This is a genomic window from Streptomyces sp. JK94 (genome assembly GCF_053613315.1).
Window position 1 is genome coordinate 20,150 of the sequence record NZ_JBSICH010000012.1, and the last position, 21,269, is coordinate 41,418.

Here is a 21,269-nt window from a genome sequence, read left to right on the forward strand (position 1 = left end):
CTCGTGAATGTGCCATCGGTCACATCGGCACAGCCTAGCGGGTGTCGGGCCCGCGCGGAGACGTTATCGATCGCTTCCGCTGGGCATCATCCAACCTGACCGGTCACCGGCGGCCGGATCTTCGCATCACCGCTCCGAGAAGGGACGCTTCCATGGGGGAGAAGGTCGTGGCAGGTCAGTTCGACCTGTCCGATCGCCAGCGCTACCGCGAGAAGCTCCAGCGGTGCCTGACGGGGCTGGAGCGACTCCTGGCGGAGAAGCGGTTCGACCGTCCCAAGAATCTGATGGGGCTGGAGATCGAATTGAATCTCGTCGGTGCCGACGGAACGCCGAAAATGTTGAATGCGCAAGTCCTCGAACGTATCGCGAGCCGTGACTTCCAGACAGAACTCGCCATGTTCAACCTGGAAGTCAACATCGCTCCGCATCGGCTGGGCGGCCGGGTGTTCGACCGTCTGGCGGAGGAGATCCGCACCTCACTGGCGTACGCGGACCGCAAGGCCGGCGAGGTCGACGCGGCGATCGCGATGATCGGCATCCTGCCGACCCTGGACCGGGACGACCTGGTCTCGTCGAATCTCTCCGCCGTCGACCGCTACGCCCTGCTCAACGAGCAGATCGTCGCCGCCCGCGGTGAGGACTTCACCCTCGACATCGAGGGTGTCGAACGCCTGACCTGCACGTCCAAGTCCATCGCGCCCGAGGCCGCCTGCACCTCGGTGCAGCTGCACCTTCAGGTCACCCCGGACCGCTTCGCGGACGTGTGGAACGCCGCCCAGGCGGTCACCGCGGCGCAGATCGCCGTCGGTGCCAACGCGCCGTTCCTGTTCGGCCGCGAGTTGTGGCGTGAGTCGCGGCCCCCGCTGTTCCAGCAGTCCACCGACACCCGCCCGCCCGAGCTCCAGGCCCAGGGCGTCCGGCCGCGCACCTGGTTCGGCGAGCGGTGGGTGACCTCCGCCTACGACCTGTTCGAGGAGAACCGGCGCTACTACCCGGCGCTGCTGCCGATCTGCGACGACGAGGACCCGCTGGAGGTTCTCGACGCGGGCGGTGTGCCCTCGCTGTCCGAACTGGTCCTGCACAACGGCACCGTCTACCGCTGGAACCGCCCCGTCTACGACGTCGCCGACGGCGTCCCGCACCTGCGCGTGGAGAACCGGGTCCTGCCCGCCGGCCCCACCGTCACCGACGTCATCGCCAACGCGGCCTTCTACTACGGTGTCGTGCGCGCGCTCGCCGACGAGCCCCGGCCGGTGTGGACGCGGCTCCCGTTCGAGGCCGCCGCCGCCAACTTCGAGGCCGCGTGCCGCCACGGCATCGACGCCCGTTTCGAGTGGCCCCGGCGCGGTCGGCTGGGCGGCACCGCCGAGGTCGACGCCGCGGTCCTGGTACGCGAGGAACTGCTGCCGCTCGCCGAGGCCGGGCTGGACGCGTGGGGCGTGGAGCCCGCCGACCGGGACCTGTACCTCGGCGTGATCGAGGAACGGTGCCGCCGCCGGGTCAACGGGGCGTCGTGGCAGGCGGCCACGTTCCACCGCGCACGGGAGGCGGGTCTGTCCCGGGAGGCCGCACTGGCCGCCACCACCCGCCGCTACTGCGAACTCATGCGCGAGGGCGATCCCGTCCACCTCTGGCCGGTCGGCGTGCCGGAGCCGGCGCCACTGGGCTGAGACCACGCCGGACGGCGCCGGGGCGAGGGCCGTCGGCCCCGGGCGGCACCGTCGGTCCGGCCCCCGCCGCACGTCGCCTCATACTGGTCGGGCAAGCTGTGACGTCCCAGCTGGAGGCAGGTGCGCATGGCGGAGGCGGGCCCGGTGGACGATTCGTTCCCTCACAAGCCACTTCACGGAGAGCCGGTTCCCCGGGACCGGCTCTCCCGGCGGACGCTCCGTGACGAGACACTGCTCGTCCTGGCCCTGTCGCTCGGCGCCAGCGGCGTGTCGGCCCTCATCAGCTTCACCGGCTCGGTCACCCGCCCCGGCGGGCTCAAGGACCAGGCGGCCACGCTCAACGCCTCCGCCGCGCCCGGCCGTCCCTGGCTGGATCTGGCCTGGCAGCTCTTCGGGATCACCACGGCGCTCGTACCGGTCGCCCTCGTCGCGCACTTCCTGCTGCGTGAGGGGCGCGGCCTGCGCACGCTCGGCTTCGACCGCACCCGTCCGTGGCCTGACCTGGCCCGCGGGGCGGTCGTCGCGGCGGTGATCGGCAGCACGGGCATCGCCTTCTACCTGGCCGCCCGGGGCCTCGGCTTCAATCTCACCGTGGTGCCCGAGGCGCTGCCGGACGTGTGGTGGAAGTACCCCGTACTGATCCTCTCGGCGATCCAGAACTCCGTCCTGGAGGAGGTCATCGTCGTCGGCTACCTGCTGCGCCGGCTCGACCAGCTCGGCTGGAGCCCGGGCGCGTCCCTGGCGGCCGGTTCGGTGCTGCGCGGCTCGTACCACCTCTACCAGGGCATCGGCGGCTTCATCGGCAACATGGTGATGGGCGTCGTCTTCGTGTACCTGTACCGCCGGTGGGGGCGGGTGGGCCCGCTGGTGGTGGCGCACGCCCTGCTCGACATCGGTGCCTTCGTGGGCTACGCGCTGCTGGCCGGGAAGGTGGACTGGCTGCCGACGGCCTGACGGGGGAGGGCCGCGCGAGGTTCTCGCCGCGCCTTCCCTCCAGGCTGCTAGACCAGCAGCTCGCCCTCGATCACCGTCACCGCGCGCCCGCTCAGCAGCGTGCGCTCACCGCGCAGCTCCGTGCGGACGCGACCGGAGCGGGGCGAGGCCTGGAGTCCGGTGAGGCCGGGGCGTCCGAGGCGCTCGGACCAGAAGGGCGCGAGGGCCGTGTGCGCGCTGCCGGTGACCGGGTCCTCGTCGATGCCCACGTTCGGGAAGAAGCAGCGCGAGACGTAGTCGTAGCCGCCCGCCGGGTCGTCCGCCCGGGCGGTGGCGATGATGCCGCGCTCGGAGTGGGCGGCCAGCGCCTTGTGGTCCGGGGCCAGACCGTGGACGGTCCTTTCGTCGGCGACCTCGACCAGCAGGTCCCCGAGGTTCGGCCCCGTGTCCAGGACCGCGCGGGGCTCGGCGCCCAGGGCCTCGGCGACGCCCGCCGGCGCCTCGACGGGGGTGAGCGGCGCGGTCGGGAAGTCCAGGGTGACCGAGCCGTCCTCGCGGGGCGTCGCGACCAGGACGCCGCTGCGGGTGGCGAAGCGCACCGGTCCCTGGTGGGCGCCGGTGGTGTGCAGGACGTGGGCCGTGGCCAGCGTCGCGTGGCCGCACAGGGCGACCTCGGTGACCGGCGTGAACCATCGCAGCGCCCAGTCGGCACCGCCGCCCGCGGGCAGGCGGTGGGCGAACGCCGTCTCGGCGTGATTGACCTCCATGGCCACCTTCTGGAGCCGGTCGTCGTCCGGGAAGGCGTCGAGGAGCACGACTCCGGCGGGGTTGCCGGCGAAGGGCCGGTCGGTGAAGGCGTCGACGATTCGGATGCGCATGCCGCGACGCTAGACGCTCCACGGTGAACCCGGCCAAGGCCAATCCACGACGGGTGGACCGGGTTCCGCACGGCCGGGCCGCGATGCCGGGGAGCGTACGGGCTCCTGCGCCAGGGAGGTGACGACCGTCGCGCTGACCTGCGCCAGTGATCGCTGACCGATGGCTACTGGGGGATGACCGACGCTGGTTCATGCCGGTTATGCCATTCATGCCGTTTGTGTCGCCGTAGGTTGATCATGCTCCCAGCGTCGCCGTCGGACGGCAGACCGCCAACGCGAGGCGGTGCTGAGGCGATGCTTTGCTGAGGCGATGCTTTGGTGAGATGTCGTGAAGCCCCCACGCGTTGGGGAGTTTGCCGCCCACCTCGTGGAGGCGCTCGTGCGAGTTGCCGCGGTACCAGCCGATCTGGTCGAGATCCCCGTAGCGCGGCCCGGTCGTCCCGGCGCGGCAGGCGTGCTCCCACTCGGCTTCGGTCGGCAGGCGGTACCCGTCGGCGGACGCGTCCCACTCGATGTCTTCGGCCTCGGCGCGGAAGTGGTACGCGGGCGTGAGGCCGGTGCACTGGGACAGGGCGTTGCAGAACCGCACCGCGTCCCACCAGGAGACGCACTCGACGGGCAACCGGTTCCCAGGGGTGGTACTCGGCTGCCGGCCCGTGATCCGTGTGTACAACGCCTGGGTGACCGGGGATGCCGCGAGTTGGTAGGGCGCGAGGTCGACCGACCAACTGCGGTGAGTCCGCCGGTCCGACAGCGTCACCTGCCCCGGTGGGATGGCGATCATCTCGCTCCCCGTCATCACGTCCATGCTGAGGCGATCCTAACGAGACCTGCCGGCGCGAGACGACGCAGCCGCCAACGGTTGTCCTTGGGGGGCGCGGATCCGTAAGTCGTCACCCTCCACTGACGCAGACAGCCATCGATCACCCTTCAGTGGCAATCGATCAGGGGCCACCGGCACAGGTCACACGCGTCCCCAGGTCGGCACTTGCCGTTCGATAGGTTCCGATATATCGTTGAGGCATCGCGAGCGATACGTGATCGTGCGTGATGCATGTTCGAGAGAGCAAGATCGAATGGAGTGATGGAGATGCGTACCCACGGATACGAGCGTGGACATGGTGGGCGCGGCCGCGGAGAGGGCGGCCCCTCCGGCCGCGGCGGCTTCGACGGCCGGCGTGCGGCCTTCGGCCCCTTCGGGCCGGGCGGCCCCGGTGGTCCCGGCGGCCCCTTCGGGCCCGGCTTCGGCCACGGCGGGCCCTGGGGTGGCCGAGGACGTGGCGGACCCAGGGGAAGGGCGCGGCGCGGTGACGTCCGGGCGTCGATACTGGCGCTCCTGAAGGACCGCCCGATGCACGGCTACGAGATGATCCAGGAGATCGCCGAGCGCAGCGGTGGGGCGTGGAAGCCCAGCCCGGGTTCGGTGTACCCCACCCTCCAGCTGCTGGAGGACGAGGGCCTGATCGCCAGCGAGAGCGAGGGCGGCAAGAAGCTCTTCGCGCTCACCGAGGCGGGCCGCACCGCAGCCGAGGAAGGCCCCGAAGCCCCCTGGGAGGAGGCCTCGCGGGGCGTCGACTGGGAGGCCCTGAACGACATCCGGCAGGCCGGCTTCGGACTGATGGAGGCCTTCGGTCAGGTCTGGAAGACCGGCAGCAAGGAGCAGCGGGAGAAGGCGCTCGCCGTCATCGGCGACGCCCGCAAGAAGCTGTACCTGATCCTCGCCGACGAGGACTGACGGGGTACGGCCACCAGGACGAGGTGCCTCGCGGAGTGTTCCGCGGGGCACCTTCGCGTGCGGGCGCACCCGGCCGGCCCGCCGCGTCACCCCGCGTCGAAGGTGTCCCGCCCGCCCGCGAGGAAGGGCGCTCTCGCCCTGTCGGCATCGCGCCTGTCGGCATCGCGCCTGTCGGCACTGCGCCTGTCGGCACCGGGGCGCACGGCAGGGCGGCGGGCGCGGGGCGGGGCGAAACGACCTGATCTCCTCCGCAAGGAGGAGATGACGACCGGCCGGGTCCACTTCGCGTGGGACGCCGAAATGCTTCCTCTCGGGGATGACCCGCTCGCCCGGGGCTGATGAGCTGAGGACGTGCAATCCCGTACCCCCCGGCAGTCGGCCGGCGAGCAAGGCGGCCGACGCCCGGACGGCACCGACGCCGGCGCCCGGTTCGGCGCGGAACTGGCCTCGGTGGTCTCCGGCGCCCGCCGCCGAGCGGTGCGGGACGGGGACCGGCAGATCGACACGGCCCACCTGCTGCACTCCCTCCTGGAGTACGACCCCGAGGCCCGCGCCCTCCTCGGCGAGGGCCCGCAGCTCGCCCGGCTCCTCGGTTACCTCGTGCAGCGCAGCATCGGCTACGGCCTGCGCTGGCAGGGCACCGTGGAGGACTCCGGCGCCCTGCCCCACGTGACCGGGGTCGCGGGATTCTCACCACTGGCGTCCGCGGTCATGGCGGACGCCTGCGCACGCGCCGCCCGACGCGGCGCGGACCGGGCCGGCGGTGTCGACCTGCTCGCCGCCCTCGTCGCCGATCCGCGGACGCGGGCCGTCGAGGTGCTCGGCCGCGCCGCCGTCGAGCCGTGCGCGGTGCTCGCCCGCGCCGAGAACCACTTCGAGGCCGCGCCCTGAGGCATCGGCCCCGGCCGCGCCCGGCGGGCGTGCACGTCCAGTCGGTGAGACAGGAGTCATTGGGGGTGACGGTCATGTCGTCCGCTGTCATCATGTGCCGGTGCATACGTCTGACAGCGCTCACGGCAGTGGCGGGAAGGGCGCGGGGCTCGGCCTGGCGCTCGCGTCCGCGGTCGCCTTCGGCGGATCCGGGGTCGCGGCCAAGCCACTGATCGAGGCGGGACTCGACCCGCTCCACGTGGTCTGGCTCCGCGTGGCCGGCGCGGCCCTGGTGATGCTGCCGCTCGCCGTGCGCCACCGTGCGCTGCCGCGCCGCCGTCCCGGGCTGCTCGCCGGATTCGGGCTGCTCGCCGTGGCCGGTGTCCAGGCCTGCTATTTCGCCTCCATCTCGCGCATTCCCGTGGGCGTCGCGCTGCTCGTCGAGTACCTGGCCCCAGCCCTGGTGCTCGGCTGGGTGCGGTTCGTGCAGCGCCGGCCGGTGACGCGGGCTGCGGCGCTCGGCGTGGTCCTCGCGGTCGGCGGACTCGCCTGCGTCGTGGAGATCTGGTCCGGACTGGGCTTCGACGCCCTCGGGCTGCTCCTCGCCCTCGGGGCCGCCTGCTGCCAGGTCGGCTACTTCGTCCTGTCCGACCAGGGCGGCGACGCCGGTGACGAGGCGCCCGACCCGCTCGGCGTCATCGCCTACGGCCTGCTCGTCGGAGCTGCGGTGCTCACCGTCCTCGCCCGCCCCTGGACCATGGACTGGTCCGTACTCGCCGGCGCCGCGCCGATGAACGGCACCCCGGTCGCCGCCGCCCTGCTGCTGGCCTGGATCGTCTTCATCGCCACGGTCCTCGCCTACGTCACCGGCGTCGTCGCCGTACGCCGTCTCTCGCCGCAGGTCGCGGGCGTGGTGGCGTGCCTCGAGGCGGTCGTCGCGACCGTCCTGGCCTGGGTGCTGCTCGGCGAGCACCTCTCCGCCCCGCAGATCGCCGGCGGCGTCGTGGTCCTGGTCGGCGCCTTCGTTGCCCAGTCGTCCACGCCCGCGAAGGGCTCCGACGGCCCCCTGACGAGCGGCGGACCCGAAAGGGAGTTGTCCGGCCGGGGGACGGCGGCCTAGGGTGCCGATCATGCATTCCGACGCACTCGTCCTTCCGCCTCCGGCCGCCTGAGGCGGGCTTCCGGAGTCGGCCCGGCGCGCTGCCGCCGGGCCGGACGGTGCTGCCCGCAGACGCAGTCCCCGCGCCCCCGGCCGTTCCGGGGCCGCCTCGAACTCCCGCGCCCCGTGCGCGTCTGCGGAGAGAACTCGTGTCGAATGCCGTCATCGGCCTGCCCGTCGGGCGTGGCCTCCTGTATCTGATCGTCGCCGGTGTCGCCTGGGGCACCGCCGGGGCCGCCGCCTCGCTGGTCTACCTGGCCAGCGACATGGGGCCCGTCGCCCTGTCGTTCTGGCGCTGTGCCCTCGGTCTCGTCCTGCTGCTCGCCGCCCGTCCGCTGCGGCCGTGCCGGGGGCGCGCCGCCGTGCGCGAGCCGTTCGCCCGTACGGCGCTGCGGGCTCTCGTCACCGGCCTCGGCCTCGCGGTGTTCCAGACCGCCTACTTCGCCGCGGTCCGGTCCACCGGCCTCGCGGTGGCCACCGTCGTCACGCTCGGCGCCGGCCCGGTACTGATCGCGCTCGGCGCGCGCCTCGTCCTGGGGGAGCGGCTCGGACGGGGCGGAGCCGCCGCCGTGGCCGGCGCGCTCGCCGGGCTCGCGGTGCTCGTCCTCGGCGGGGGCGGGGGCGGTACGACCGTCCGCCTGCCGGGCGTGCTCCTCGCCCTGCTGTCCGCAGCCGGGTATTCGGCGATGACCCTGCTCACCCGCTGGTGGGGACGGGGCGGCGGGGCGGACGCCGCGAGCACGTCCGTCGGCGCGTTCGCCGTCACGAGCCTGTGCCTGCTGCCCTTCGCCCTGGCCGAGGGGCTGGTGCCGTACACCGCCGAACCGGCCCGGCTCCTGTGGCTCCTGGTGTACGTCGCGGCCGTCCCGACCGCGCTCGCCTACGGGCTCTACTTCGCCGGGGCGGCCGTCGTCCGGTCTGCCACCGTCTCCGTGATCATGCTCCTCGAACCGGTCGGCGCGGCGGCACTCGCCGTGCTTCTCCTGGGCGAGCGCCTCACCGCGGCGACCCTGGCCGGCACCCTGTTGATGCTCGGCTCGGTCGCCGGGCTCGCGGTGGCGGAGGCGAGGGCGGCGAAGGAGGCGAGGCGGACGCGGACACGACCGGCGCCGGCGTGATCGCGGAGGTCTCCGGGAGGGAGCGGCCGGCGTGACCGCCGGGGCCTCGTCGGGAGAGGCCCCTTCTCCCGCGGCGGACCGATTCCGTCCAGCCGTAGCCGTAGCCGTAGCCGTAGCCGTAGCCGTAGCCGTAGCCGAGGCCGAGGCCGTACCCGGAGACCCACCGCCCCCCGGCGCTGGGAGCCACTCCTGCCCCGGGGCGTGAGAAAGCCACCACCGTCCCCGGGCGCAGGTGACCCACCGCCGCCCCGGCGACCTCCTGCGGCGTGTTTCAGGGGCGGGCCGGCGTCACGGGGCCGGCAGGTAGCCGGGCAGCCCGGTGCCGGAGGCCAGGTCCGGGTCGGCGACCGGGGTGTCGTATCCCTTGCGCAGCGGGAGGAGACCGGCCCAGTGGGGGAGGGCGAGGTCCTCGGGTTCGTCGTTCACGCCGCCGGTGCGGAGCTTGGCGGAGACCTCGTCCAGGTCGAGGCGGATCACGGCGGTGGCGGCCAGCTCCTTCCGGTTGGCCGGCCGGGAGTCGCGGGAGCGGCCGGGGACGACGTGGTCGACCAGGGAGTCCAGGGCCGTGCGCTTCTCCTGGGGGTCCGTCACGTCGTACGCGGTGCCGTGCACGACCACCGACCGGTAGTTGACCGAGTGGTGGAAGGCCGAGCGGGCCAGCACCAGCGCGTCCACATGGGTCACCGTCAGGCACACGGCCAGGCCCGGGCCGGCCGCGCCGGTCATCCGCAGCGGGCGGGAGCCCGTCGAGCCGTGCACGTAGAGGCGCTCACCGACCCTGCCGTAGAGCGTCGGCAGCACCACCGGGGCGCCGTCCCGGACGAAGCCGAGATGGCAGACGTAGCCCTCGTCGAGTATCGAGTGCACCAGCTCCTTGTCGTAGGACGCCCGGTCGGCGGAGCGGGTGGGGACGGTGCGGTCGGTGGGCCGGTAGGCGGTGGCGGGCTGCGACGGCGTCTGCCTGGTCCCCTGCATGGCGTTCTCCATTGTACTAGTGCATAATCTGATTTGTGCTAGGAGAGTATCGGTTCACCGGGCGGGGCGCAGCGGAGATTTCCGCGAGCATCGAGCGTGCGGTGGGTGCGGGCGAGCTGGAGCCGGGGCAACCGCTTCCGCCGATGCGGGAGTTGGCGGAGCGGCTCGGGGTGAACCCGAACACCGTCGCCGCCGCCTACCGCACCCTGCGCGAGCGCGGGGTCATCGAGACGGCCGGGCGCCGGGGCAGCCGGGTGCGCGCGCAACCCGCCACCACCGGGCGCGAGTTCATCCGGGTCGAGGTGCCGGAGGGGGTGCGCGACGTGTCCGACGGCAACCCTGACCCGGCGCTGCTGCCCGCCCTCGGCCCGGTGTTCGCCGCCGCGGCCGAGCAGGGGGACCGGGAGCCGGTGCTGTACGGGCACGCGCCGGTGGAGCCGGAGCTGCTGCGCCTGGCTCGGGCCGAACTGGACGCCGACGGGGTGCCGGACGGGCCCCTGGCCGTCACGTCCGGCTCGCTGGACGCCATGGAACGGGTGCTCGCGACCCACCTCAGGCCGGGCGACGCCGTCGCCGTCGAGGATCCGGGCTGGGGCAGCCTCCTCGACCTCGTCCCCGCGCTCGGTCTGCGCACGGTCGCCGTCGGTGTCGACGACGAGGGTCCGCTGCCCGACGACGTGCGCCGGGTGCTCGCGGCCGGCGCCCGCGCCCTGGTCGTCACGGACCGCGCGCAGAACCCGACGGGCGCCGCGGTGAGCGCCCCGCGCGCGCGTGCCCTCCGGGCCGTGCTGCGCGCGCACCCCCGGACGCTGCTGATCGAGGACGATCACGGCCACCGCATCGTCGACCTGCCCCTGCACCCCCTCGCCGGTACGACGGACCACTGGGCCTTCGTCCGCTCCGCCGCCAAGGCCTACGGCCCCGACCTGCGCCTCGCCGTGTTCACCGGGGACGCCGTCACGCTCGACCGGGTGCGCGGCCGGCAGCTGCTGGGCCCGGGCTGGGTCAGCCGCGTCACCCAGCGGGCCGTGGCCCGGCTGTGGGCGGACGGCGCGGTGGACCCGCACGCGGTGGCGGCGGCGTACGGGCGGCGCCGGGACGCTCTGCTCGGCGCGCTCGCGGAACGCGGGATCACCGCGTACGGGCGCAGCGGTATGAACGTGTGGGTCCCGGTACCGGACGAGACCGGCGCCGTCGCCCGGCTGCTGCACGCCGGCTGGGCCGTGGCGCCCGGCGCCCGCTTCCGGATCACCGCCCCGCCCGGCGTCCGGATCACCGTCTCGACGCTGGCCGAGGGCGACGTCGGACCGCTGGCGGACGCGGTCGCGGGGGCGGCGGTCGCCGGGATGGGCCGGTTGCGGGGCTACGTGTGAGGGACTCGTCCCGAGGGCCGCGGGCCGGGGCGGACCGCTCGCCGCTCCGCGCCGCCCGCCCGCCGGACGCCGCGTGCGGTCCCTTCGGGGGGCCTCGCGTGCGGTCTGTCGGCCGGGCGCCGCGTGCGGTCCGTTCGGGGCCTTGTGCTGCGCGTCCGCCGGGCCTCGCATGCTGCCCGTTCGCCGGGGCGTGGGTGGTGCCTGCCCGTCGGGTGGGGCCCGGGCTCTCCCCGGCGGGCCCCGTGCGGGAAGTCTCCCCGCCCTATCGCGACGCCAGCTTGCGGAAGTCCCAGGAGACGGTCTTCTCGGGCGTCAGCCGCAGCCAGGCGTGGCGGCCGTCGTGCGGTATCTCGTCGAGCCCGAAGTTCTTGCGGGCGAAGAGGGTCTCCGGAAGGTCGAGTTCGGCGCACAGCTCACCCGTGCGTGGTGCCTCGCCCACGAACTCCACCCGGCCGGACAGCTCCGCACCCCGCAACTCGTCGTACTCCTCGCCGGTGTCGACCACGACGGCCAGCCGGGGGTCGCGCCGGAGATCCGCCCAGCGCCGGCTGCGCACGACCGAGTACAGCCAGATCGCGGAACCGTCCCAGGCGAACCAGAGCGTGCTCACGTGCGGGGAGCCGTCGGCCGAGACCGTGGCGACCCGGCAGGTGCGCTGGGTGGTGAGGAACACGTCCAGCTCACCGGGCGTCATCATGATCTTCCGGCCCCGGCGCTGAGCCACGGTCATCCGGCCAACTGGATCGAGTCCCCGCTGACCGTGATCTGCACCGCGGGCAGCGGCTTGCGAGCGGGACCGCTCTGCACACTGCCGTCGGTGATCGAGAAGTTGCTGTCGTGGCAGGGGCAGTTGATGACACCGTCGGCCACGCTCTTCACGGCACACCCCTGGTGGGTGCAGGTGGCGGAGAACGCCTTGAACTCGCCCGCCGCGGGCTGGGTGACCACCACCTTCTGGTCGGCGAAGACCTTTCCGCCGCCCTCGGGGATGTCCGCGGTCGCCGCGAGCGCGGTACCGGCCTGGTCGCCGCCGCCCGAGGCGCCGCCGTCCGCCGACTCCGCAGAGGGCGCCGACGGAGCGGCGCCGGTGTCACCCGACGCGTCGTCGTCGGATCCTCCGCACGCGGTCAGCGCGACGGCGAGCCCGGCCGCTCCGGCCGCCGCCATGACGGTACGACGTGCCGGTCCCGCTGCGGGGTGAAACGATGCGCTGGTCATGCTGGGGTTCCCTTCCGGGGTGGATGCGTGATGATCTGCCGAGAGGTACGGCCCCGGGGCACATGCTGTTCAGACCGTGCCGAGATGCTCTCGGGTCGGCGGTCGGAAGGGCGTAAGTTACGGCTGTCGATTCGCTGTCGACCGGGCGCGCCCACCGCCCGCCCTCCCGGAAACGCGCTGGTCCGCGCGCTCTTCCTCCCCGTGCGAGACCCGCGGTGCCTGATCGTCCGCTCGGCCGGGTGCGGGTGCACGCCGGCCGCGGGGCCGGCCGTAAGGTGGCCCGGACGACGAGGGTGGAGAACGAGGGGCGTGGAGATCCAGGAACGCGCGGAGGACCGACGAGGTTCGGCCGCTGACACGGTGCGGCTGGTCGTGCGCACCCTCATGTACGTGGTGGTGGGTGGCAGTGCGCTCCTCGTGATCGTCACGGTCGCCTCGGTTCTCGCGCCGCTGCTCGCCCTCGATCTCTACACCCCGCCGGTGGCCGCCTGGTGGACGGTGTTCACGGCCGTGGTCGTGCAGGGGATTCCCTTCCTGGTGCTCGGCACGCTGGTGTCGGCGGCCATCGGAGCCCTGGTGCCCGAGCGCGTCTTCGGCCGGCTGCTGCCGCGCAGTCCGGCGCTGGCCGTTCCCCTCGCGGGGGCCGCCGGTGTCGTACTGCCGGGGTGCGAGTGCGCGTCCGTGCCGGTGGCCGGGAGCCTGATGAAGCGCGGGGTGGCCCCGGCCGCCGCGCTCGCCTTCCTCCTCTCGGCCCCCGCCATCAACCCGGTGGTGCTGGTGGCCACCTCCATCGCCTTCCCCGGCAACCCGGACCTGGTGCTGGCCCGCCTCGTCGCCTCGCTCGCCACCGCCGTCGTCATGGGCTGGCTGTGGGCGCGGTTCGGGCGCGAGGAGTGGCTGCGACTGCCCAAGGCGCGCGCGGCGTCCACGTCGCCCGAATCGCGCGGGCAGACCTTCCGGGCCGGGCTGCAGCACGACTTCCTGCACGCGGGCGGTTTCCTGGTCGTCGGGGCCGCGGCCGCGGCGACCTTCAACATCGCCGTGCCCCGGTCGGTACTGGACGCGTTCACCGGGTCGGCGTGGCTCGCGGTGCTGCTGCTGGCGGTCCTGGCGGTGGTCCTGTGCGTGTGCAGCGAGGCCGACGCGTTCGTGGCCGCTTCGCTGACCGGCTTCCCGCCGACGGCACTGCTGGCGTTCATGGTCGTCGGGCCGATGGTGGACCTGAAACTCATCGCGTTGCAGGCTGGGACCTTCGGGCGGGCCTTCGCGGTGCGGTTCTCGGCGGCCACGTGGGTGGTCGCGGTGACGAGCAGCGTGCTCGTGGGGTGGTGGTTGCTGTGAGGCGGTACGGTCCGGCGCTGGTACTGGTGCTGTGCGGCGGTGCGGTGCTGCGCATCTCGCTGTTCAGCGAGCTGTACCTGAGGTACGTGCAGCAAGCGCTGCGGCCCTACCTGGTCGCGTCGGGTGCGCTGCTGCTGGTGCTGGGAGTCGTGAGCGCGGTCGCCGCGGGCAGGACGCGCCCTGACGAGAGGGAGCCCGAGCACGCGCACGATCGCTCCCACCCCCACCCCCACCCCCACCCCCATGCCCACGGTCCCCGTGTCGCCTGGCTGCTCGTCGTCCCCGCGCTGGCCCTGCTGCTCTTCCCGCCCCCGGCCCTGGGCTCGTACAGCGCCGGCCGGGAGGCGGTCACGGACGCCGCTCAGGGCATCGGCACGTTCCCCGCCCTGCCCGAGAACGACCCGGTCGAGCTCTCTCTCCACCAGTTCACCTCCCGTGCCGTCTACGACAGCGGACGTTCGATGCGGGGCCGCACGATCCGGATGACCGGGTTCGTCACGCAGGACGAGGACGGCACCTGGTACCTGACCAGGCTTCTCATCGCCTGCTGCGCCGCCGACGCGCAGGCGGACAAGGTCGAGATCCGTGGCGCCGACGCGCCGGCCGTCGACAGCTGGGTGGACGTCACCGGCACCTGGGTACCGGAAGGCGCACTCGGCTCCGAGGAGGCGTGGCCGCCCGTGCTGGCCGCCACCGACGTCGTACACGTCGAACAGCCCGAGAATCCGTACGAGAGGCGGTAGCCCCGCGAGGCGGCGGCGCGACAGGTCGGACAGGGTCGCCGGGCCGGGGCCCGTCGCCTGCGGGGCGGGCAGTCAGTCCGCGCGGCAGAACACGTCCTCCGCGGGCATCTCGCCCTCGACGAGGTAGCGCGTCGCGGTGTTCAGCGCGCAGGAGTTGTCGCCCAGGACGTAGACGCCGTGCCCGCTGTCGTCGACGCTGACCAGCCGGGCCCGGTCGCCGAACTTCTCGCGCAGCATCTTCCCGCCCCGGTGCGGGGTCGACGCGTCTCGCCGGTTCTGCAGGAGCAGAACGTTGCGCGGGCCTTCGGCGTCGACCTCCACCGGTGCCTCGGCGGGGGCGTACGGCCAGAAGGCACACGGTGTGATGTTGGCGGTGGCGGCTCCGAACAGCGGGTAGCGCTCGCGGTCCTCGGCGACGCCCCGCCGGTAGGTGGTGACGTCCTCGGGCCACTCGACGTCGTTGCAGGTGACGGAGAGGAACACGGTCAGCGCGTTGTCGTTCGGCGACAGCGCCCCGTCCGCCGTTTCCTCCCGGGCGGTCGCCAGGCCGCGGGCCGCCGCCGTGTCGCCGTCGTGCAGCGCCTGCCAGGTCTGTGCCAGCGTGGGGTACTGCGCCTGCTTGAACAGGTGGCCGAACGTCAGGAGCCGGAAGAGGCTGCCGTCGATCCCCGCGACCGGAGCGTCGTCGAGCCGGCCGGCGATCGTGAGGTAGGACGCCCGGACCTGTCGGGGTGTGCGGCCCAGGCCGTAGCTGTCGTGCCGGCGGGCGGCCCATTCCGCGAAGTCCGGCAGGGTCTGTTCCATGCCGAGGGCGTAGCGGCGCATGCCGTCGCGGTCGAGGTGGGTGTCTCCGATGTTGCTGTCGAGCACGATCCGGTCGGCGCGCTCGGGGAACATCGACGCGTAGGCGGCGCCGAGTGCCGTGCCGTAGGAGTAGCCCAGGTAGCTGGTCCTCTCCTCGCCGAGCGCGGCCCGGATCCGGTCCAGGTCGCGCGCGGTGTTCGCGGTGGTGAGGTGGCGCAGCCGGCCGTCGGGGTCGTTGCCCGCGCACTGCCCGGCCGCCTGCTCGGCGACCTGCGCCTGCGCGGTGACCGCGGCGTCGTCGACCGCGTAGGGCGGGATGTTGGCGTAGTAGGGACTGTCCTGGGTGAAGCCGCAGCTGACCGGTGTGGAATGACCGACCCCGCGCGTGTCCATGCCGATCAGGTCGTAGCGGTCGGTGACGCTGCCGGGCAGGCCCTGCGCCACCAGCAGCGCGGACAGCGTCAGCCCGGATCCGCCGGGGCCGCCCGGGTTGAGCATGAGGACACCGCGCCTCTTGTCCGGGTCGGCGGCGGCCAACCGGGAGACGGTGAGGTCGATCTGCTCGCCCTCCGGGTCGGCGTAGTCCAGCGGCACGGGCACGGTGGCGCACCGCAGTTCGGTCGGAGCGGCTTCGGCCACGACGTCGTCGGGGCACCGGCCCCACTCCACCTGCGGCGTCCTCGGCTCCTCGGCGGCGGCGGGCACGGTGGCCAGCGAGCCGCCCAGGCCGAGGACCACCAAGACGGCCAGGCTCTGGCCGGCACTGCGCTGTCGTTTCATGTCCAGTCTCCGGATGGTGGTTCACGGTCGTGGTCGCCACCACCACACCCCCTGCCCTAGGGGCACGGTCAACCGCGACCGGCGCGGAACGGGCCGCGGTTGACCGTGCCCCGGGGGCAGGGTCTTGAATGGCCGCAGGGCACGTTCCCGGAGAAGGGGCTCCTGGTGGGGTGGAGTACGCGTCAGCTCGCCGAACTCGCGGGCACGACGACCAAGACCGTCCGGCATTACCACGAGATCGGCCTGCTGGAGGAGCCGGAACGGGCGTCCAACGGCTACAAGCGGTACGGCGTCGGCCATCTGGTCCGCCTGCTGCGCATCCGCAGACTGACCGACCTCGGTGTGGCCCTCGCGGACGTCCCCTCGGTCGAGAACGGCGACGAGAGGGCGCGGCGGATCCTCAGGGATCTGGACGCCGAACTCGCGGCGGACATCGAACGCCGGCAGCGGATGCGGCGGGAACTGGCGGCCGTCATGGAGAACCGGGCCGCGCTCGACATGCCCCCGGACTTCAGGACGCTCGCCGACGACCTGCCCGAGGCCCAGCGGTCCCTGCTGCTGGCCTACTCCAGCATCCTCACACCCGTGGCGATGGCCGCCCTCCAAGAGCAGCTCTCGGGACCCCGCGGTGACCTCGACGCGGAATTCGCGGCGCTCGGGGAGGACGCTCCCGACGACGTGCGGCAGCGGCTGGCGGAACGGATGGTGCCCGAGGTCCGCCGACAGCAGGAGGACCACCCGTGTCTGGCCGATCTCGGGTCGTCCTCGCACCGGGAAACGGCAGTCGCGGAGTCGGTCGTCGTGCACGCGCTGGTCGAGTTCCACAACCGCGCCCACCTCGACGTGCTGCGACGTGTCCACGCCATCCTCTCCGAGGACGACGGCACGGTGGGAGAGAACAACGAAACCCGGGGATGAGGGGACGGTCCCCGGGGGCCACCACGCCGGACCTCCGCAGTCCGCGCAGTGCCGTACCACCGGGAAGCGGGGGAGCAGGAGAGCAGGGAAGCGGGGAACAGGAGAGCAGGTGCGGCACTCGCCGGTGAGGCGAGGCCTGCTGCACCCTCACCCTCACCGGCACCGCACACCGACGCTTCGCCTCCGGGTTCGCCGGTGAGCCGGGCGGGGGCGGTGCGGAGGGCGACGGTCCATCCGGCTGGGCCGGAGCCGATGAGGACGACCTCGCGTGTCCAGCTCAGGCCGGCGTCCCCGGCGTCCCCGGCGTCCCCGGTGTCCCCGGTGTCCTGGCGTCCCCGGCGTCCCCGGCCTCCCCGGGGGCGATCTCGGCAAGGAGGCCCTCGACCAGGTTCTTGATCTCGTCGCGGATGGGGCGGACGGCCTCGACGCCCTGGCCGGCCGGGTCCTCCAGCTTCCAGTCGAGGTAGCGCTTGCCGGGGAAGACGGGGCAGGTGTCGCCGCAGCCCATGGTGATGCAGACGTCCGACTCGCGGACCGCGTCGACGGTGAGGATCTTCGGCGACTCGCGGGAGATGTCGATGCCGACCTCGGCCATGGCCTCGACGGCGGCCGGGTTGACCCGGTCACCGGGGGCGGAGCCGGCGGAACGGACCTCGACGCGGTCTCCGGCCAGGTGGGTCAGCCACGCGGCGGCCATCTGGGAGCGGCCGGCGTTGTGGACGCAGACGAACAGGACGGACGGCTTGTCGGCCATGGTGATCGTTCCCTCTCGTCGCATGGCGCGATAGGCCGCCCATGGCTTCGGCGCCCACTGGTGTCAGCGGGCGATGATGTGACAATATCAGCGCATGCTGACTTCAGTCGATCCTGATGTGATGCGGGTGCTCGGCGATCCGCTCCGCCTTCGGATCGTGACCCTGCTGGCGCGCGAGACGCTCTGCACGACGCATCTGGTCGAGGAGACCGGAGCCAGGCAGACCAACCTCTCCAACCACATGAAGGTGCTGCGCGAGGCCGGGATCGTGGAGACCGAGCCGTGCGGCCGCTACACCTACTACAAGCTCAAGCCCGAGGTCCTCGCCGGCCTGTCCGAGCAGTTCGCCGGCCTGGCCGCCTCCGCCCGTACCGCCGCCGAGAACAAGAGGGCCTGCCCGTGACCTCCACCGAGCCCACCACCGCCCCCGCTCCGACCGGGGGCGGGGACGACTCGATCGTCAAGAAGCTCTCCACCCTCGACCGCTACCTCGCCGTGTGGATCCTCCTCGCCATGGCCGTCGGCCTCGGGCTGGGGCGCGCGATCCCCGGACTGAACGACGCGCTGGCGAAGGTGGAGATCGGCGGGATCTCCCTGCCGATCGCGCTCGGCCTGCTGATCATGATGTACCCGGTCCTGGCCAAGGTCCGCTACGACAAGCTGGACGCCGTCACCGGCGACCGCAAGCTGATGATCTCCTCCCTGGTCATCAACTGGATCCTCGGGCCCGCGGTGATGTTCGCCCTGGCATGGATCTTCCTGCCGGACCTCCCCGAGTACCGCACCGGCCTAATCATCGTCGGCCTGGCCCGCTGCATCGCCATGGTCATCATCTGGAACGACCTCGCCTGCGGCGACCGCGAGGCCGCGGCCGTGCTCGTCGCGCTGAACTCGGTCTTCCAGGTCCTGGCGTTCGGTCTGCTGGGCTGGTTCTACCTCGACCTGCTGCCCGGCTGGCTCGGCCTCGGTGCCGGCGAGAACCTGGACATCTCGACGGGGGAGATCGCCCTGAACGTGGTCGTCTTCCTCGGCGTCCCGCTGCTCGCCGGCTTCCTGACCCGCCGGATCGGTGAGCGGAGGATGGGCCGCGAGGGCTACGAGCAGCGCCTCCTGCCGAAGATCGGGCCGTGGGCGCTGTACGGGCTGCTGTTCACGATCGTCATCCTCTTCGCCCTGCAAGGCAGGACCATCACCTCCCAGCCGCTGGACGTGGCCCGGATCGCGCTTCCGCTGCTGGTGTACTTCGCGGTCATGTTCTTCGGCACCTTCCTTCTCGGCAAGGGCCTGGGGCTCGCGTACGACCGCACCACCACCCTGGCCTTCACCGCGGCGGGCAACAACTTCGAGCTGGCCATCGCGGTCGCCATCGCCACCTTCGGCGTCACCTCCGGCCAGGCCCTCTCCGGCGTCGTCGGGCCGCTCATCGAAGTCCCGGTCCTGATCGGCCTGGTTTACGTCGCGCTCGCCTGGCGCAGGAAGTTCACCGCCGGCGAGATGACGACGGCGCCGTGACGCAGGGACCGGACGCATTCCCCACCGGTGATCACCCTCGGTTACTATGCACACTTCATGCCAGAGGGGCCGGAAGTAAGGGGCGGACGGTCATGGAAAGCAAGCTCAGACAAGCAGGTTGGCTTCGAGAATGCTGAAAAACGTGACCGCCACCCGCTATATCACCCCCCTGCGTGAGGGCGGCTCGCTCCCGGGTCTCGTCGAGGCGGACGACTGCGCAACGTACGTCCTGAAGTTCACCGGCGCCGGTCAGGGCCGCAAGACGCTCGTCGCCGAGGTGGTCTGCGGCGAACTCGCCCGTCGGCTGGGCTTCCGGATGCCGCGCCTGGTGACGGTCGGCCTCGACCCGGTGCTGGGGCTCGGCGAACCCGACCAGCAGGTGCAGGAACTGCTCAAGTCGAGCGGTGGCACCAACCTCGGCATGGAGTTCCTCTCCGGCGCCCTCGGCTTCGATCCGCTCGCCTTCGAGGTGAGTTCCGAGGAGGCCGGACGGATCGTGTGGTTCGACGCCCTGGTGAACAACGTCGACCGGTCCTGGCGCAATCCCAACCTGCTGCGGTGGCAGGGCGAGGTGTGGCTCGTCGACCACGGGGCGACGATGATCTGGCACCACAACTGGCCCGGCGCCGAGACCTCGGCCGCCCGCCCGTACGACGCCTCCGACCATGCCCTCGCGCGCTTCGCGCCGGACGTCCGCTCGGCCGCCGCCGTGCTCGCCCCGCTGGTCACGGAGGATCTCCTCGCCGAAGTCACCGCGGAGATCCCGGACGCCTGGCTGCTGGACGAGCCCGGCTTCGCCACCCCCGACGAGCTACGGCGCGCCTACGCCCGGCCCCTCCTCGCCCGGGCCGCCACCATCCATGCACGCGTCGGGGGAGAGGGGCACCGATGAGCGACCGCCACGTCTTCGAGTACGCGCTGCTGCGCGTCGTGCCCCGCATCGAGCGCGGCGAGTGCGTCAACGCCGGGGTGCTCGTGTACTGCCGGGCCGCGGCCTACGTCGGCGCCCGCACCCACCTCGACGAGGGCAGGCTGCTGGCCCTCGACCCGCACGTGGACCTGCCCGGCGTGCGCGCGGCGCTGGGCGCCGTCGAGTGCCTGTGCGCCGGCGGGGACGCGGCGGGCCAGGCGGCCCACGACGACCCCGGCCGCCGGTTCCGCTGGCTGATCGCCCCCCGTTCGACGATCGTCCAGCCGGGTCCCGTCCACACCGGCCTCACGTCCGACCCGGCGGCCGAGACGGAACGGCTCCTCGGCCTGCTGGTGCGGTAGGCGGCCCGCGTGTTCGGGGTCAGGCGCGCCGACGGCGCCTGAACACGAAGGCGGCGGTGAGAGCGGCGCCCGCCACGCAGCTCACGCCGATGCCGATGTCCCGGCCGCTGGGCCCCGTGTCCGAGGCGCCGCCCAGTCCGCCCCGGGTGCCGCGGGTCGGCGTGACGGCCGGGGAGGACACGGGGCCCGGTACGGCCGTGGGCGTGGTGACCGGGGCCGGTGCGGTGGGCGTGGGGCGCGGTTTGGAGGTCGCGGAGATCGTCGGGGGCGAGTCCCGCCGCGGCGGTGCCCCGCCGGCCGAGCCGCCGTCCGCCTCCCGGACGGCCCCGACTGTGACCTGGTCGTACGGGCCCAGGTCGTACGGGCCCAGGTCGAGCCGGCCCTCGTCGAACGGGCCCAGGCCGATCCCGCCCTGTCCGAAGTCGCCCTGCCCGAAGCCGGCCTCTCCGATCCCGCCCTGTCCGAAGTCGCCCTGCCCGAAGCCGGCCTCTCCGAGGTCGCCCTGTCCGAAGTCGCCTTGCCCGAAGCCGGCCTCTCCGAGGTCGCCCTGTCCGAAGTCGCCTTGCCCGAAGCCGGCCTCTCCGAGGTCGCCCTGTCCGAAGTCGCCTTGCCCGAGGTCGCCCTGCCCGAAGCCGGCCTCTCCGAGGTCGCCCTCTCCGAAGTCGCCCTGCCCGAAGCCGTCTTGGCCGGGCCGCATCCCGCCGGCGCCACCCTGGCCGGGGCGGTGCTCGTCGAGTCCGCCGTGGTCGACCGGGCCTTCGCCGGTTCCGCTCCCGTCGAGCCGGCCCCCGTCGTGCAGGTAGGCGCCGAAGTCGTCCGGGGCCGGGGCGTCCGGGCCGAAGGAGTCGGGGGCGAACGGGTCGGCGGTGAAGGAGTCGGTGGCGAAGGAATCGGCAGTCAAGAAGCCTGCGGCGAAGGAGCCGGGGACGAACGAGTCCGGCGCGCCCGCGGCGCGGCCGGACGCGAGCTGCTGGGACGCCTGCGGATGGGCGGGCTGCCGAAGGCCCGTTCCCTGGGCGTGTGCGGGGTCGGCCAGCGGCACGATCGCGGCGATCGCGACGGCTATGCCTGCGGCACCGGTACAACGGCGCATGGACGCCTCCTTTCCGGCCACGAGTGGCTCGAACTCCGACGCTAGGGGGCCGGTGCCCCGGGGGCCCGCAGCGCTGGGCCGATCGGGTGGGGCGGGCGCGGTGGTCCCTCCGGCGGCCCGGGT

The 21,269-nt window shown here is 73.1% G+C and carries 22 protein-coding genes; 14 read left to right on the plus strand and 8 right to left on the minus strand.

Features of this window, described 5'->3' with window-relative positions:
* The first annotated feature begins 152 nt into the window (after nt 1-152).
* Both ACVV2G_RS12000 and ACVV2G_RS12005 read left to right on the plus strand, forming a co-directional pair.
* The gene (locus tag ACVV2G_RS12000) at nt 153-1,670 is read left to right on the plus strand and encodes a glutamate-cysteine ligase family protein (RefSeq protein WP_453842646.1); all 1,518 of its coding nucleotides are present in this window, start codon (nt 153-155) and stop codon (nt 1,668-1,670) included.
* 126 nt (nt 1,671-1,796) lie between these two features.
* Nucleotides 1,797-2,624: a CPBP family intramembrane glutamic endopeptidase gene (locus ACVV2G_RS12005; RefSeq protein ID WP_453842647.1), complete on the plus strand. Its 828-nt coding sequence runs from the start codon at nt 1,797-1,799 to the stop codon at nt 2,622-2,624.
* 47 nt (nt 2,625-2,671) lie between these two features.
* Here the strand turns inward: ACVV2G_RS12005 and ACVV2G_RS12010 are convergent, their stop codons facing one another.
* Nucleotides 2,672-3,481 (minus strand): PhzF family phenazine biosynthesis protein, encoded by an 810-nt coding sequence (locus ACVV2G_RS12010; protein WP_453842648.1) that lies wholly within the window; start codon nt 3,479-3,481, stop codon nt 2,672-2,674.
* 235 nt (nt 3,482-3,716) lie between these two features.
* The gene (locus ACVV2G_RS12015) at nt 3,717-4,289 is read right to left on the minus strand and encodes a formylglycine-generating enzyme family protein (RefSeq protein WP_453842649.1); all 573 of its coding nucleotides are present in this window, start codon (nt 4,287-4,289) and stop codon (nt 3,717-3,719) included.
* Between the two features lie 282 nt (nt 4,290-4,571).
* On the opposite strand from ACVV2G_RS12015, the gene ACVV2G_RS12020 reads away from it, so the two are divergent.
* The 4 genes from ACVV2G_RS12020 to ACVV2G_RS12035 all read left to right on the plus strand — a co-directional run bounded on the left by ACVV2G_RS12020 (nt 4,572) and on the right by ACVV2G_RS12035 (nt 8,363).
* Nucleotides 4,572-5,216 carry a PadR family transcriptional regulator gene (locus ACVV2G_RS12020; RefSeq protein WP_453842650.1) on the plus strand — a complete coding sequence of 215 codons (645 nt, stop codon included), beginning with the start codon at nt 4,572-4,574 and terminating at the stop codon, nt 5,214-5,216.
* Between the two features lie 351 nt (nt 5,217-5,567).
* Nucleotides 5,568-6,107 carry a Clp protease N-terminal domain-containing protein gene (locus ACVV2G_RS12025; protein WP_453842651.1) on the plus strand — a complete coding sequence of 180 codons (540 nt, stop codon included), beginning with the start codon at nt 5,568-5,570 and terminating at the stop codon, nt 6,105-6,107.
* Nucleotides 6,108-6,201: 94 nt separating this feature from the next.
* A complete protein-coding gene (locus ACVV2G_RS12030; protein ID WP_453842652.1) occupies nt 6,202-7,206 on the plus strand; it encodes an EamA family transporter in 1,005 nt (334 codons plus the stop codon).
* A gap of 188 nt (nt 7,207-7,394) precedes the next feature.
* Entirely contained in the window at nt 7,395-8,363 is a 969-nt protein-coding gene (locus tag ACVV2G_RS12035) for a DMT family transporter (RefSeq protein ID WP_453842653.1), read from the plus strand.
* A gap of 288 nt (nt 8,364-8,651) precedes the next feature.
* On the opposite strand, the gene ACVV2G_RS12040 is transcribed toward ACVV2G_RS12035, so the two are convergent.
* On the minus strand, nt 8,652-9,338 hold the full coding sequence (locus ACVV2G_RS12040; RefSeq protein ID WP_453842654.1) for a pyridoxamine 5'-phosphate oxidase family protein: 687 nt from the start codon (nt 9,336-9,338) through the stop codon (nt 8,652-8,654).
* Nucleotides 9,339-9,373: 35 nt separating this feature from the next.
* Here ACVV2G_RS12040 and ACVV2G_RS12045 point away from each other — a divergent pair, with 35 nt between their 5' ends.
* The gene (locus ACVV2G_RS12045; protein WP_453842655.1) at nt 9,374-10,711 is read left to right on the plus strand and encodes an aminotransferase class I/II-fold pyridoxal phosphate-dependent enzyme; all 1,338 of its coding nucleotides are present in this window, start codon (nt 9,374-9,376) and stop codon (nt 10,709-10,711) included.
* A 262-nt stretch (nt 10,712-10,973) separates the two neighbouring features.
* Here ACVV2G_RS12045 and ACVV2G_RS12050 read toward each other — a convergent pair whose 3' ends face one another.
* Together ACVV2G_RS12050 and ACVV2G_RS12055 are read right to left on the minus strand one after the other, a co-directional pair.
* Complete coding sequence (locus tag ACVV2G_RS12050; protein ID WP_453842656.1) at nt 10,974-11,441, minus strand: pyridoxamine 5'-phosphate oxidase family protein; 468 nt, start codon at nt 11,439-11,441, stop codon at nt 10,974-10,976.
* Nucleotides 11,438-11,929: a Rieske (2Fe-2S) protein gene (locus tag ACVV2G_RS12055; protein WP_453842657.1), complete on the minus strand. Its 492-nt coding sequence runs from the start codon at nt 11,927-11,929 to the stop codon at nt 11,438-11,440. The genes ACVV2G_RS12050 and ACVV2G_RS12055 overlap by 4 nt, the downstream gene beginning before the upstream one ends.
* Nucleotides 11,930-12,313: 384 nt before the next feature.
* Between ACVV2G_RS12055 and ACVV2G_RS12060 the strand changes: the two genes are divergently transcribed.
* On the plus strand, nt 12,314-13,270 hold the full coding sequence (locus ACVV2G_RS12060) for a permease (RefSeq protein ID WP_453842840.1): 957 nt from the start codon (nt 12,314-12,316) through the stop codon (nt 13,268-13,270).
* Nucleotides 13,267-14,013, plus strand: coding sequence for a TIGR03943 family putative permease subunit (locus ACVV2G_RS12065; RefSeq protein ID WP_453842658.1), 747 nt, complete (start codon nt 13,267-13,269; stop codon nt 14,011-14,013). The genes ACVV2G_RS12060 and ACVV2G_RS12065 overlap by 4 nt, the downstream gene beginning before the upstream one ends.
* A 72-nt stretch (nt 14,014-14,085) precedes the next feature.
* Here the strand turns inward: ACVV2G_RS12065 and ACVV2G_RS12070 are convergent, their stop codons facing one another.
* The gene (locus ACVV2G_RS12070; protein ID WP_453842659.1) at nt 14,086-15,597 is read right to left on the minus strand and encodes an alpha/beta hydrolase; all 1,512 of its coding nucleotides are present in this window, start codon (nt 15,595-15,597) and stop codon (nt 14,086-14,088) included.
* A gap of 165 nt (nt 15,598-15,762) precedes the next feature.
* On the opposite strand from ACVV2G_RS12070, the gene ACVV2G_RS12075 reads away from it, so the two are divergent.
* The gene (locus ACVV2G_RS12075; RefSeq protein WP_453842660.1) at nt 15,763-16,515 is read left to right on the plus strand and encodes a helix-turn-helix domain-containing protein; all 753 of its coding nucleotides are present in this window, start codon (nt 15,763-15,765) and stop codon (nt 16,513-16,515) included.
* Nucleotides 16,516-16,792: 277 nt separating this feature from the next.
* Here the strand turns inward: ACVV2G_RS12075 and ACVV2G_RS12080 are convergent, their stop codons facing one another.
* Entirely contained in the window at nt 16,793-17,269 is a 477-nt protein-coding gene (locus tag ACVV2G_RS12080) for an arsenate reductase ArsC (RefSeq protein WP_453842661.1), read from the minus strand.
* A gap of 94 nt (nt 17,270-17,363) precedes the next feature.
* On the opposite strand from ACVV2G_RS12080, the gene ACVV2G_RS12085 reads away from it, so the two are divergent.
* The 4 genes from ACVV2G_RS12085 to ACVV2G_RS12100 all read left to right on the plus strand — a co-directional run bounded on the left by ACVV2G_RS12085 (nt 17,364) and on the right by ACVV2G_RS12100 (nt 20,053).
* Nucleotides 17,364-17,672: an ArsR/SmtB family transcription factor gene (locus tag ACVV2G_RS12085; protein WP_453842662.1), complete on the plus strand. Its 309-nt coding sequence runs from the start codon at nt 17,364-17,366 to the stop codon at nt 17,670-17,672.
* Nucleotides 17,669-18,781, plus strand: a complete 1,113-nt coding sequence (gene arsB, locus ACVV2G_RS12090; protein ID WP_453842663.1) for an ACR3 family arsenite efflux transporter — start codon at nt 17,669-17,671, stop codon at nt 18,779-18,781. Before ACVV2G_RS12085 ends, arsB begins: the two co-directional genes overlap by 4 nt.
* A gap of 130 nt (nt 18,782-18,911) precedes the next feature.
* A complete protein-coding gene (locus ACVV2G_RS12095; RefSeq protein WP_453842664.1) occupies nt 18,912-19,673 on the plus strand; it encodes a HipA family kinase in 762 nt (253 codons plus the stop codon).
* A complete protein-coding gene (locus tag ACVV2G_RS12100; protein ID WP_453842665.1) occupies nt 19,670-20,053 on the plus strand; it encodes a DUF3037 domain-containing protein in 384 nt (127 codons plus the stop codon). Before ACVV2G_RS12095 ends, ACVV2G_RS12100 begins: the two co-directional genes overlap by 4 nt.
* 19 nt (nt 20,054-20,072) lie before the next feature.
* On the opposite strand, the gene ACVV2G_RS12105 is transcribed toward ACVV2G_RS12100, so the two are convergent.
* Complete coding sequence (locus ACVV2G_RS12105; RefSeq protein WP_453842666.1) at nt 20,073-21,146, minus strand: hypothetical protein; 1,074 nt, start codon at nt 21,144-21,146, stop codon at nt 20,073-20,075.
* Nucleotides 21,147-21,269: the final 123 nt, after the last annotated feature.

What these genes read in the sequence shown, in the direction of transcription:
- ACVV2G_RS12000 (WP_453842646.1), top strand. Translation starts at nt 153, where the DNA reads ATGGGGGAGAAGGTCGTGGCAGGTCAGTTCGACCTGTCCGATCGCCAG.
- ACVV2G_RS12005 (WP_453842647.1), top strand. Translation starts at nt 1,797, where the DNA reads ATGGCGGAGGCGGGCCCGGTGGACGATTCGTTCCCTCACAAGCCACTT.
- ACVV2G_RS12010 (WP_453842648.1), bottom strand. Translation starts at nt 3,481, where the DNA reads ATGCGCATCCGAATCGTCGACGCCTTCACCGACCGGCCCTTCGCCGGC.
- ACVV2G_RS12015 (WP_453842649.1), bottom strand. Translation starts at nt 4,289, where the DNA reads ATGGACGTGATGACGGGGAGCGAGATGATCGCCATCCCACCGGGGCAG.
- ACVV2G_RS12020 (WP_453842650.1), top strand. Translation starts at nt 4,572, where the DNA reads ATGCGTACCCACGGATACGAGCGTGGACATGGTGGGCGCGGCCGCGGA.
- ACVV2G_RS12040 (WP_453842654.1), bottom strand. Translation starts at nt 9,338, where the DNA reads ATGCAGGGGACCAGGCAGACGCCGTCGCAGCCCGCCACCGCCTACCGG.
- ACVV2G_RS12050 (WP_453842656.1), bottom strand. Translation starts at nt 11,441, where the DNA reads ATGACCGTGGCTCAGCGCCGGGGCCGGAAGATCATGATGACGCCCGGT.
- ACVV2G_RS12055 (WP_453842657.1), bottom strand. Translation starts at nt 11,929, where the DNA reads ATGACCAGCGCATCGTTTCACCCCGCAGCGGGACCGGCACGTCGTACC.
- ACVV2G_RS12060 (WP_453842840.1), top strand. Translation starts at nt 12,314, where the DNA reads ATGTACGTGGTGGTGGGTGGCAGTGCGCTCCTCGTGATCGTCACGGTC.
- ACVV2G_RS12070 (WP_453842659.1), bottom strand. Translation starts at nt 15,597, where the DNA reads ATGAAACGACAGCGCAGTGCCGGCCAGAGCCTGGCCGTCTTGGTGGTC.
- ACVV2G_RS12080 (WP_453842661.1), bottom strand. Translation starts at nt 17,269, where the DNA reads ATGGCCGACAAGCCGTCCGTCCTGTTCGTCTGCGTCCACAACGCCGGC.
- ACVV2G_RS12085 (WP_453842662.1), top strand. Translation starts at nt 17,364, where the DNA reads ATGCTGACTTCAGTCGATCCTGATGTGATGCGGGTGCTCGGCGATCCG.
- ACVV2G_RS12095 (WP_453842664.1), top strand. Translation starts at nt 18,912, where the DNA reads ATGCTGAAAAACGTGACCGCCACCCGCTATATCACCCCCCTGCGTGAG.
- ACVV2G_RS12100 (WP_453842665.1), top strand. Translation starts at nt 19,670, where the DNA reads ATGAGCGACCGCCACGTCTTCGAGTACGCGCTGCTGCGCGTCGTGCCC.
- ACVV2G_RS12105 (WP_453842666.1), bottom strand. Translation starts at nt 21,146, where the DNA reads ATGCGCCGTTGTACCGGTGCCGCAGGCATAGCCGTCGCGATCGCCGCG.